Genomic DNA, 11,149 nt, shown 5'->3' with positions numbered 1-11,149 from the left:
TATACTTAATCATAAAAACTAATACTTTTACTAAATATAGAATTTTAATTTTTAGTTGTAATATTTCAATATTTAAAGCTATTTGATAATGATTAAAGACAAATTTACTCTGTTATCAAACATGTCAAAATGCAAATTTCACCCAAGGAGAGAGCATGAAAGATGACGTCCTAGTTAGGATAAACGAAAGGCTTAACGTGCTTGCCGCACTTCCGACTCTAAAAAACGGATCGATCGGCGAAGCTTTAAAGAAAAGCGGATTTAGCAGGCGCGATTTTATGAAATGGGCCGGCGCGATGACGGCGTTTATGGCGCTGCCTGCGTCGATGGCGCCGACCGTAGCTAGAGCCGCCGAGCTTAGCGACAGGCTGCCCGTGATATGGCTACACATGGCCGAGTGCACGGGATGCAGCGAGAGTTTGCTTCGCACCGATGCGCCGAGTATAGATAGCTTGATTTTTGACTACATTAGCCTTGAGTATCATGAAACCGTGATGGCTGCGGCAGGCTGGCAGGCTGAGGAAAACCTAGAAAGCGCGATCGAAAAATACAAAGACAGATACATCCTGCTAGTCGAGGGCGGCATACCTACGGGCGATACGGAAAACTATCTAACGGTCGGTCCTTTGGGTCTTAGCGGCCTTCATCACGCAAAGCACGCGAGCCAGAATGCCGCGGCGATATTTGCCATCGGTACCTGTTCGAGCTTTGGCGGTATACAAGCCGCAAAGCCAAATCCGTCAAATTCCGTCGGCCTATCAAAAGTAACCTCAAAACCGGTCATAAACGTCCCGGGCTGTCCTCCGAGCGAGAAAAATATCGTGGGCAACGTCCTTCACTACATACTTTTCGGTACTTTGCCCGCACTTGACGTATTTAACCGTCCAAAGTGGGCTTACGGGCTTAGGATCCACGATCTTTGCGAAAGACGCGGTAGGTTTGATGCGGGTGAGTTCGTGCAGACCTTTGGCGACGAGGGTGCGAAAAACGGCTACTGCCTCTATAAAGTCGGCTGCAAAGGCCCATATACGTTTAATAACTGCTCTCGCGAGAGATTTAATCAGCACACCAGCTGGCCGGTGCAGGCGGGTCACGGCTGCATAGGCTGCTCGGAGCCTGATTTTTGGGATACGATGGGGCCTTTTGAGGAGCCGATGGCAGATAGGCTGTTTAACACCGTTTTAGGCCTAGGCGCCGATAACGTCAGCGATAAAATCGGCATCGGAGTGCTGGCGCTCGCAGGTATCGGTATAGCAGCGCACGCCGCGGTAAGCATTTTTGCTAAAGACAAAGAGGAGGCGTAAAAATGAGCGAGCAAAGAATAGTAATAGACCCGATAACCAGGATAGAAGGCCACCTGCGCATAGAGGTCGTCGTAGATGAAAATAACGTAGTCAAAGAAGCCTACTCGGGCTCGACGCTTTGGCGCGGTATAGAGCAGGTCGTAAAGGGGCGAGATCCGAGGGATGCTGGATTTTTTATGCAGAGGATTTGCGGCGTTTGTACGTTTTCGCACTACCGCGCGGGCATCATGGCCGTCGAGAACGCGCTAGGCATCGTTCCTCCGCTAAACGCGCAGCTAACACGTACGCTGATGAACAACGCCCTTTATATGCACGATCACGTGGTGCATTTTTATCAGCTTCACGGCCTTGACTGGGCGGACGTGGTCTCGGCTCTAAGCGCGGACGTACACAAGGCTAGCGACGAGGCGTTTAAATACTGCGATACGCCTTATGCGACCGGCGCAGATAAACTAAAAGAGGTAAAAGAGCGCGTCGAAGCCTTCGTAAAAAAAGGAAATTTAGGGCCTTTTGCAAACGCATACTGGGGACATCCGACCTATAAATTTACGCCGGAGCAAAATTTGATCGTACTTTCGCACTATTTAGAGTGTCTAAGGATACAAAGAACGGTAGCGCAGATGATGGCGATATTTGGCTCCAAAAACCCGCACCCGCAAAGCCTAACCGTAGGCGGCGTGACCTGCGTTATGGATCTGCTTGACCCTGCAAGACTAGGCGAATACCTAACCAAATTTCAAGAAACGGCCGATTTTATTAACAGGGCGTATTATCCAGATCTCGTCATGGCTGCTAAAGCCTACGGCAGCGAGCCTAGCGTGCTAAAAGACATCGGCGTGTCAAATTTATTCGCTTACGACGAGTTTTTAGTCGGCAGAAACGAATATCTAATCCAAGGCGGCGCTATCCTAAACGGCGATATCAGTAAGGTTTACGAAGTAGACGGCGATAAGATCACCGAGGAAGCCACTCGCGCATGGTATAAAAACCCGGCTCCGCTGCATCCGTACGACGGCGAGACCGAGCCAAACTATACCGGCCTAAAAGATATGAAAACATTGGGCGGCAGCGGCAAAGAGGTAGATACTAAAGTCTTTGACGAAAAAGGCAAATATAGCTGGATCAAAGCTCCTCGCTATGAGGGCAAACCTATGCAGGTGGGCCCGATAGCTAGCATCGTGATAAACTACGCCAAAGGCAACGAGCGCGTGGTAAAGATCGTGGATAAATTTTTAAAAGACACGGGACTTCCGCTTGAGGCGGTATTTTCTACGCTAGGCAGAACCGCAACCAGGATGCTAGAGGCTAAACTAGTAGCCGATCACGGACTAACCGCCTTTAATAGCTTAGTAGAAAATCTAAAAACCGATCAAGAAACCTGCGCCAAGTACGTCATAGATAATGGCAAAGAGTATAAAGGAAATTTCCAAGGCAACGCCCCTCGCGGCGCGCTCAGCCACTGGTGCCGTATAAAGGACGGCGTGATAACCAACTGGCAAGCAGTCGTGCCTAGCACGTGGAACGCCTCGCCAAAAGACGCCGCAAACGTGCGCGGAAGCTACGAGGAGTGCCTCATCGGGCTAAAGATCGCCGATCTAACAAAGCCGCTTGAGATCATACGTAAGATACATTCGTACGATCCTTGTATCGCATGCGCCGTACACGTGATGGATGCGCGCGGCACGCAGCTGGGCGAATACAAAATCAACCCGAATTTGTGAAAGGAGCGGCTATGAGCGAGCATAAATTTGACCGCAAAAGCGAGTATGAATTTTCCATCGGGCTTAGAGCGACGCACTGGATCAGGTTTTTTGCCATCACCTTTTTGGTCGTGAGCGGATACTATATATCGTATGTTTTCGTTAGTCCCGAGGTCACGACCCAGCCCGTGCTGTTTATGAACGCCAAGTGGCGCGCGGCTCATCAGATCGCGGGATTTGTCCTGATAGCGTGCTTTATTTTCAAGCTCTATCTATTTATATTTGACAAATACAGCCGCAAAGAGATCGTGAGTATCGTCGATTTTTTTAATCCAAAAGTCTGGATAGCGCAGATAAAATACTATCTGTTTTTGGGCCCGCACCCGCATCTAAAGGGCGTTTATAACCCGCTTCAGTTTGCGTCGTATTTTTTCTTTTATCTGGTGCTTTTTCTGATCTGCCTAACGGGCCTCGTGCTCTATGTCCACGTCTATCACGAGGGGCTTGGCGGGCTACTTTACGAGCCGATGAGGCAGTGCGAGGAGCTCATGGGAGGTCTAGCTAACGTCCGCACGATACACCGCATCTGCATGTGGATCATCATGGTTTTTGTCGTGGCGCACGTGTATATGGCGGTATTTAACGCCGTAAAAGGCAAAAACGGAGCTATGGACGCCATCGTAAGCGGCTACAAATACGTAAAAGACGAGCACTGATGCGCGTTTTGGTGCTAGGTATCGGCAACGTGATGTTTGGCGATGAGGGCGTTGGGGTGCATTTTGTAAAAATGATGGAGCGAAACTACAAATTTGGCCCTAAAAACGGGGCTAAATTTGACTCCGTTTTAAATTTGGACGATAAATTTGACTCGTCAAATTTAGAAGGCGCAAACTTAAATTTGAGCGGCGACTTTGACCGCTGTGACGACTCTAAATTTAACGCAGACGGCGCAAATTTGGAGCTAAGATTTATCGATGGCGGCACACTAGCTATGGCGCTAACGCCTGTTATTGCTTGGGCGGATGTTTTGATAGTCGTTGATTGTATCAGCGCCGAGGGCGGCGATACGGGGGATGTGTATTTTTTCGGTTACGAGCAGATGCCGCCCGCCGTCTCGTGGAACGGCTCCGCGCACGAGGTTGAGATGTTAGAGACCTTGCGGCTCATGGAGTTTGCGGGCGATTTGCCTCGGACGAAAATTTTAGGTATCGTGCCAAAGCGCATCGAGCCTATGAGCTTTGAGCTCTCCGCGCAGGCGCAAGAGGGGGCAAATTTGATGGAAAAGACGCTTTTAAACGAGCTTTCGCGGCTTGGATTTAGCTACGAAAAGATTGCAAATTTTAGCGTTTCAGACATCGCTTTAGAGTTTTCAAAAAAGGGCGCGATATGATTTTAGCTTACGAGTTTGACGGCGCGATCGAAAATTTCGCGTTTTTTCTTAAATTTTACGCGCAAAAAAGCGGTTTAAAATTTAGCATTAAAAAGGAGCGAGATTCAAGGGCGCTTTACGCCAAAGGCGCGCAAGATGAGCTTTTGGCGTTTTCCGATCTACTTTCTAGCGCGCTGCCTCACAGCGTATTTTTGCGCGGCTCAAAGGTTTATGCGAGCGAAAATTTACCCCAAGGCGAAGTAAGCGAGCCCGTAAATACCCTCTCAAACATCACGCCATGCGTCGTTAGCGCCTATTTAAAAGGCGAACTAAAAGAGTGCGAAAACGGTGTTTTTAGCGGCGTTTGCGTTTTTATAGACGGTAAATTTACTCCCGTGACGAAGATAAATTTTAGCGAGCTTTTGGAGTTTGCTTTTAAAAATTTAAGCGCGGGCGAAAGCGTTAAATTTAAAGATATTAGCGGCGAATTTGAAGCGTCAAATTTTACCGAACTAAACGAAAATTTTAATCTTTTAATGCCGACAAACCTTAAAAATTTACCCAAAATTTTTATCGCAAACGAAGCCGAGCAGGTTGCCCTAGCAAGCTACGAAAAGCCCGCCGTTACGCTAAAAACGACGGCGATTTACCGCGGCAATCACCCAAGCTCTCCTAGATTTTTTGACGTCTGCGCGGCGAGGGACATTTTCATCTACGCGCTTTGCGACAAGCTTTTTAAAGCGGGCGTAAATTTTATCGCTTTAAAGGCGCAAAAGCCGCCGTTTAAGGCCGTGGTGCTTGAAAACGGATATATTTTTAGCGGCTCTAGGATTTATTATTCACGCGCAAATTTGAGCCAGATAGAGGGCGCCGCGGATAAAAATCTAGCCACTTTTAATCTCGCAAAAAAAGGATTTGACGAAGAGGGCGGGATAGCTAGGATATTTTTAAGCAGGTTTAAAGACGATGAAGTTAAAATTTACCCCAAATTTGATGATTTTAACGTCTTAAATTTCGCCTTGCCCGCGAGCTTTGAGGAGCTTTATGCGCAGATAAAGCGCGAGGAGGGCGGCGAGAGATTGCTTCAAAATTACGGCGAAAACTTTAGCCTGCCGCGCGGCGAGCTTGGCGTACAAAACGGCTTTTTCGGGCTATTTTGTATGGCTGGAGCGCTGCTTGGATTTGATAGCGATGCGCAAAAAGCGGGAGAGATTTTACTGCAAAACGTGAGCGATTTTAACGGTGCAAAAGGGCCTAGGCTCGATTTTAAAATGCTAAACAAAACGCATTTTGACGTCGTTAAATTTGCCAGAAGCGGCATGAGCTTTAGGCTCGCAGGCGTCGATGCTAGGCTGCTTAGCTACGGATACGCCGAGTCGCTGGCTTATTTTTTGAGCGATTTTTCGGACGCACTAAAGCAGGATTTTAGCGTACGAAACGCGCTGCTTTGCGGCTCGCTTTTTGAAAACAAAACGCTTGCAAATTTGACGTTAAAGCATCTAAAAACAGGTTTAAACGCCAAATTTAGCAAAGAGTTTTTGATTGAAGAGATGTTTTAAATATGAAATTTCAGGCCTGGTTCAAGGTGTGGGTTTTCGCCCTTTCGTTTATAATCTAGCCCTTAAATTCGGTCTTGCAGGCGAAATTTACAACGACGACGAGGGCGTAAAGCTAACGCTTTGCGGCCCACGGGAGCAGATAGAAAAATTTGAAAAAGCGCTACACGAGGAGCTGCCTAGTCTCGCTCGCATTGACGAGATGCGAAAAACAGAGCTACCTAGCGTCAAATTTGACGACTTTCAGATAGTCGCCTCAAAATCAGCTAAAAAATACGCGCCAATCTTGCCTGATTTTGCCCTCTGCGCAGACTGCGAGCGCGAGTTTTACGACCCTGCAGACCCGAGGTATCATTATCCTTTTATCAACTGCACCAACTGCGGCCCGAGGTTTTCAATTATCAAGTCTCTGCCTTACGACCGCGCAAACACGACGATGAACGCGTTTAAGATGTGCGAATTTTGCGGCGGCGAATACAAAAATCCGCTAAATCGCCGCTATCACGCCCAGCCCGTCTCATGCCCAAACTGCGGGCCCAGGCTTGCTCTAAAAGATAAATTCGGGCGGGTTTTGGCGCGGGATAACGAAAGCGCAAAGCAGGCAGCGCGTCTCATAAACGAGGGCAAAATTTTAGCCGTAAAGGGGCTTGGCGGATTTCATCTGATGTGCCGTTTAAAGGATGATACGGTGGGGCTTTTAAGAGAGCGCAAAAAGCGGCCTAAAAAGCCATTTGCCGTGATGTGTAAAGACCTCGCGCGTGTTAAAAAATACGCTCGAATTTCGCCCGAAGAAGAGCGGCTTTTAAGCTCAAATTTAAAACCGATCGTCGTTTTGCAAAGCTTGTCTGATGCGCCGGTTCCGTCAAATTTAGCGCCGGGGCTTAATAAAATCGGTATATTTTTGCCCTACACGGGCGTTCATCTTTTGCTTTTTGAGTACCTAGAGGGCGACGTTATCGCTACCTCGGCCAATGTCTCCGGCGAGCCCATCATATATGGCGAAAATGACCTGCGAGAAAAGCTGGGCAGCGTAATAGATTTTTACCTAGATAACGACCGCGAGATACACTCGCCAAGCGACGATAGTATCGCGTTTGTAGCGGGCGGCGAGCCTATCTTTATCCGCACGAGCCGCGGCGTGCATCCCAAATTTATCCGCACGAAATTTAAGAGCGAAAAGACCGTTTTGGCCGTCGGAGCGGAGCTAAAAAATCAGTTTGCGATCTTTAAGGACGGCGAGCTGATGATAAGCCCATATATCGGCGATCTAAAAAACGTCGCTACCTATGAGCGGTTTTGCGCGCTAATCAATCTTTTTAGCGAGATTTACGAGCTAAAATTCGACGAGATCGTAGCCGATTTGCACCCGCATTTTTTAAACCTAAAATGGGCGCGCGAATATGCCGCAAATTTCGGCTCAAAAATCACACAAATCCAGCACCATCATGCACATTTGCTTTCGGTGATTTTAGAAAACGATCTGGACGCAAAGCGCGAGTATCTGGGCTTTTGCTTTGACGGTACGGGATACGGCGCGGACGGGAGTATCTGGGGCGGAGAGATCCTGAAAGTGCGCGGCAAAGAGTACGAGCGGGTTTGCAAATTTGACGAAATTTTGCTGATCGGCGGCGAAGCTAGCGTGAAAAATATCCGGCAGATAGCTTATGGCGCGATTTTAAAATATGATTTAGAGAGCGAGGCGGAGGCGTTTTTGGCTAAATTTGAGCCAGCAAAGCTAAAAAATCTAAAAATCCTGCACGAAAAGCAAATAAACTGCGTTAAAACCAGCTCGCTTGGACGCATATTTGACGCGTTTGCGGCGGTGATCCTCGGACTTGATAGCATCAGCTACGAGGGCGAGGCGGGAATGAGCTTAGAAGCGCTCTACGACGCAAATTTAGACGTCTGCTACGAGTTTGAGATCAGGAGTGACAAAATTTGCTTTAAAGAGGCCTTTAAAAGAGCTTTAAAAGATGACGCTAAAACGGCTGCAACGGGCTTTATAAAAGGGCTGGCAAAGCTCGTAGCAGACGTAGCTTGCGCGCAGCCTAACGACGTCTTGCTCGCAGGCGGAGTATTTCAAAATAAAGCCCTGCTTGAAAATGTAATTTTAATTCTTAAGCAAAAAGGTAAGAAGTATTACATAAATAAGAACTTTTCGTCAAACGACTCCTCGGTAGCTATCGGTCAGATCGCGCTTACATTAATTTAAATTAAAGTTTTCTGATGTATAATAACTAATAATTTCTTTAAGGAGGCGATAGTGGAAAACATCATAAGATTTAGCGTCTCGTTGCCAAAACAACTCCTCGACGAGCTAGATAGCAAGATAGGCGCTCAGGGCTATGCTTCAAGAAGCGAATTTACTCGCGATTTGATTAGGGAAAAAATAGTAAATGACAGCTGGAAGGACGCGGATGAGGATCTTATCGGCGTTTTGACGCTCATTTATCTACATCACCAAAACGACCTCGTCGTGAAAATGATGGACATCGAGCACAAGGCGAACCTGCATATCGCCTGCACGACTCACGTCCACGTGGATCACGATAACTGCCTAGAGACTCTGATACTGCGCGGTAAAGCAGGGTCTATCGAGAAATTTTCGGAAAAAATGGGCGGACTAAAAGGGGTTAAATTTGCAAAACTCACCAAGGCCGCCATCCCGCGCTCATAGCGCTTAAAATGCGGGCAAGTCTGATAAGCTCTATCAAATTTGCCCGCAAAAATCTCTTTTTTATCGCGCATTTAGTCCTTTGATGTTAAAATCGCCGGAATTTATCGCTATTTTTATCCTAAGGCTAAAATTTGAAACATATTTCTTTTAAAAATTTCGTCCAAAACGAGGCTAGTTCGGGCATCTTGCTCATCCTTGCCGCGATTTTTGCGATGATATTTCAAAACGGTTTTTTGAGCGGATTTTACAACTCTTTTTTACGCATAAATATGGGCGTGGTTTTTGGCGAATTTAGCCTGCAAAAGCCGCTTATTTTGTGGGTAAATGACGGGCTCATGGCGGTTTTTTTCTTTCTTTTGGGGCTTGAGCTAAAGCGCGAGATAGTCGAGGGCGAGATGCGAAATCCCGCTCAGATCGTGCTGCCTATCGTGGGTGCGGCCGGCCGTATCGTCATGCCCGCGCTCGTTTTTTACGCGTTTAACCATGCCGATGCTTTCGCGCTAAAAGGCTGGGCGATCCCGACTGCGACGGATACGGCGTTTGCGCTGGGGCTTATCATGATCCTTGGCAAAAGAGTGCCGGCGAGTCTTAAAATTTTCCTCGTGACGCTATCTATCATCGACGACGTTTGCGCTATTTTGATAATGGCGATATTTTACAGCGGACATCTCTCGGCTATGTCGTTTATGGTTGCTGGAGCGGCTACTTTAGGGCTTTTGGCTTTAAATTTAGCCGGCGTAAATAAAAAAGCCTGCTACGTGATTTTGGGCATTATCCTTTGGGTGAGCGTGCTAAAATCAGGCGTGCATGCGACGCTAGCTGGCGTCGTGGCGGCATTTTTCATACCGCTTAAGGCAAAGGACGGCGAGGGCTCCATGCTAAAACAGATCGAGCACGACCTGCACGGTTACGTCGCATTTTTCGTGCTGCCGGTATTTGCCTTCGTAAACGCTGGCATCTCGCTAAAAGGCATCGGACTGGAGCAGATTTTCCACCCCGTGTCGCTAGGCGTCATACTGGGGCTGTTTGCGGGCAAGCAGCTAGGGGTATTTGGCTTTTGCTTTCTTGCGATCAAATTTAAGCTCGCAAAGCTACCCAAATACTGCAATTTATATGTAGTTGAAAATTCTTGCAGGCTTGATAGTAATATTGGTTTATGTTTAAGTATAAACATCATGCTTTTTGACGCCCATTAATCATAAATGCTTCATGTGAGATTGATTGAGTTAATTTTATGGTCTTTTTGAGGCTTTAAAGTGGCTAATCTCCAGATATTATGGTCGCCTGATTTGCTAGGCTGCACACAAATTTGCTTGCTACCCAAAAAAGTTGATACAATAAAAATTTCTCATAATAGCTTCAATAAGGCGTGTATATTCAGAGGCATTTAGATATTTAGCACCATTTCCTTTTTTATAATTTGGCTTCTTAATGAAGAATCAATTATAGATTATTACTTTATTTTTATTTACGTAGTTTTGAGCTGTTAAATTTACCGCATTTTTAATCTTCAAAGCAAGCGACTTGGCTTCGTATAAACATTCCGTAAACAAACAATATTTAACGGTAGTTTTCTTGCTATCGTTTATAGCTGTATCAAAGTAGTAATAGTTTGGTCTATTTTTGATTTTTGTTATTGGCTTGGAAGTCATAAAGAGGCCCCAAGATAAATCCGGTTTCTATAACAAAACGGCAAATTTTTGCAACAAAGTGACTTTGTCTAAATTTTGAGACGAGCTTTTACACTTTTTGAGTAGCTTAAAATACCGATAAAACAGGGATTTAAATATGAATTTATAGTATAGTCGTGGCCGGGAGATAGGGATTCGAACCCCAGGAGGCTTTCACACCTCAACGGTTTTCAAGACCGCCGCTTTCGACCGCTCAGCCATCTCCCGCAAAAATATTTTGGCTAATTATAGCCAAATTTATTCGGTTTTTTCCTTAACGTAGGAAGCGCCTTTGTTGACTTTTTCCTTTGACCATTCAACGGCATTATTAGTGTCTTCTTTGGCTCCGCGCCAAGTATTTGAACAGCCAACCATAAACAAAGCAGCAGATAATAGCACTAGTAAATAACGCATTTTCTCTCCTTATAATTTTTGGAGGCGACACCCGGATTCGAACCGGGGATCAAAGCTTTGCAGGCTCATGCCTTACCACTTGGCTATGTCGCCTAAAAGTCAATGGTGCCCGAAACCGGACTTGAACCGGTACGGTAAAAAATACCGAGGGATTTTAAGTCCCTTGCGTCTACCATTCCGCCACCCGGGCAAAAATTCCCTAAATTTAAAACCGATGGAGCGGGAAACGAGATTCGAACTCGCGACCCCAACCTTGGCAAGGTTGTGCTCTACCCCTGAGCTATTCCCGCATTTTGTTTGAAAAATGAGATTTTAGCTGATTTTTGCTTAAAATTTTATTTTATTTCATCAAATTTCAAAATTTCGTAAGATAAAAATGATATAATTCCAAAATCTTTTCGACGATTGGGGTTATAGCTCAGCTGGGAGAGCGCTTGAATGGCATTCAAGAGGTCGGCG

General features: G+C 46.4%; 8 protein-coding genes, 4 tRNA genes and 1 pseudogene. 8 read left to right on the top strand and 5 right to left on the bottom strand.

The genetic code is table 11. The annotated features are described in order from the left end of the window. The first annotated feature begins 155 nt into the window (after window positions 1-155). The 8 genes and pseudogenes from Q0338_RS04355 to nhaA form a co-directional block, all read left to right on the top strand. Window positions 156-1,304 carry a hydrogenase small subunit gene (locus Q0338_RS04355; RefSeq protein WP_298085687.1) on the top strand — a complete coding sequence of 383 codons (1,149 nt, stop codon included), beginning with the start codon at window positions 156-158 and terminating at the stop codon, window positions 1,302-1,304. A gap of 2 nt (window positions 1,305-1,306) precedes the next feature. Then, window positions 1,307-3,025, top strand: a complete 1,719-nt coding sequence (locus Q0338_RS04350; RefSeq protein ID WP_298085686.1) for a nickel-dependent hydrogenase large subunit — start codon at window positions 1,307-1,309, stop codon at window positions 3,023-3,025. Between the two features lie 11 nt (window positions 3,026-3,036). Further along, the gene (gene cybH / locus Q0338_RS04345) at window positions 3,037-3,720 is read left to right on the top strand and encodes a Ni/Fe-hydrogenase, b-type cytochrome subunit (RefSeq protein ID WP_298085685.1); all 684 of its coding nucleotides are present in this window, start codon (window positions 3,037-3,039) and stop codon (window positions 3,718-3,720) included. Beyond that, window positions 3,720-4,394 (top strand): HyaD/HybD family hydrogenase maturation endopeptidase, encoded by a 675-nt coding sequence (locus Q0338_RS04340; protein WP_298085684.1) that lies wholly within the window; start codon window positions 3,720-3,722, stop codon window positions 4,392-4,394. The genes cybH and Q0338_RS04340 overlap by 1 nt, the downstream gene beginning before the upstream one ends. Continuing rightward, window positions 4,391-5,932, top strand: coding sequence for a hypothetical protein (locus tag Q0338_RS04335; RefSeq protein WP_298085683.1), 1,542 nt, complete (start codon window positions 4,391-4,393; stop codon window positions 5,930-5,932). Before Q0338_RS04340 ends, Q0338_RS04335 begins: the two co-directional genes overlap by 4 nt. Next, window positions 5,916-8,141 (top strand): carbamoyltransferase HypF, encoded by a 2,226-nt coding sequence (gene hypF, locus Q0338_RS04330; protein ID WP_298085682.1) that lies wholly within the window; start codon window positions 5,916-5,918, stop codon window positions 8,139-8,141. Before Q0338_RS04335 ends, hypF begins: the two co-directional genes overlap by 17 nt. 51 nt (window positions 8,142-8,192) lie before the next feature. Next, a complete protein-coding gene (gene nikR / locus Q0338_RS04325; RefSeq protein ID WP_295140253.1) occupies window positions 8,193-8,606 on the top strand; it encodes a nickel-responsive transcriptional regulator NikR in 414 nt (137 codons plus the stop codon). A 131-nt stretch (window positions 8,607-8,737) separates the two neighbouring features. Further along, window positions 8,738-9,799 (top strand): annotated as a pseudogene (nhaA, locus tag Q0338_RS04320) (Na+/H+ antiporter NhaA); the annotation flags it as partial. A 615-nt stretch (window positions 9,800-10,414) separates the two neighbouring features. Here the strand turns inward: nhaA and Q0338_RS04315 are convergent. From Q0338_RS04315 to Q0338_RS04295, 5 genes are all read right to left on the bottom strand, one after another. Next, window positions 10,415-10,504, bottom strand: a tRNA-Ser gene (locus Q0338_RS04315). Window positions 10,505-10,534: 30 nt separating this feature from the next. Beyond that, window positions 10,535-10,690, bottom strand: coding sequence for a hypothetical protein (locus tag Q0338_RS04310; RefSeq protein WP_004321784.1), 156 nt, complete (start codon window positions 10,688-10,690; stop codon window positions 10,535-10,537). 19 nt (window positions 10,691-10,709) lie between these two features. After that, a tRNA-Cys gene (locus Q0338_RS04305) sits at window positions 10,710-10,783 on the bottom strand. A 10-nt stretch (window positions 10,784-10,793) separates the two neighbouring features. Continuing rightward, window positions 10,794-10,880: transfer RNA gene (locus Q0338_RS04300), tRNA-Leu, on the bottom strand. Window positions 10,881-10,905: 25 nt separating this feature from the next. Next, window positions 10,906-10,980: transfer RNA gene (locus Q0338_RS04295), tRNA-Gly, on the bottom strand. Window positions 10,981-11,149 lie beyond the last annotated feature (169 nt).

The organism is uncultured Campylobacter sp. (genome assembly GCF_938018145.1).
GTDB lineage: Bacteria > Campylobacterota > Campylobacteria > Campylobacterales > Campylobacteraceae > Campylobacter_A.
Note: the sequence above shows the minus strand (reverse complement) of the source record. Positions and strands in the feature narration are given on the sequence as shown.

Coding starts and splice junctions, on each gene's coding strand:
- Q0338_RS04355 (WP_298085687.1), top strand. CDS start 156: ATGAAAGATGACGTCCTAGTTAGGATAAACGAAAGGCTTAACGTGCTT.
- Q0338_RS04350 (WP_298085686.1), top strand. CDS start 1,307: ATGAGCGAGCAAAGAATAGTAATAGACCCGATAACCAGGATAGAAGGC.
- cybH (WP_298085685.1), top strand. CDS start 3,037: ATGAGCGAGCATAAATTTGACCGCAAAAGCGAGTATGAATTTTCCATC.
- Q0338_RS04340 (WP_298085684.1), top strand. CDS start 3,720: ATGCGCGTTTTGGTGCTAGGTATCGGCAACGTGATGTTTGGCGATGAG.
- Q0338_RS04335 (WP_298085683.1), top strand. CDS start 4,391: ATGATTTTAGCTTACGAGTTTGACGGCGCGATCGAAAATTTCGCGTTT.
- Q0338_RS04310 (WP_004321784.1), bottom strand. CDS start 10,690: ATGCGTTATTTACTAGTGCTATTATCTGCTGCTTTGTTTATGGTTGGC.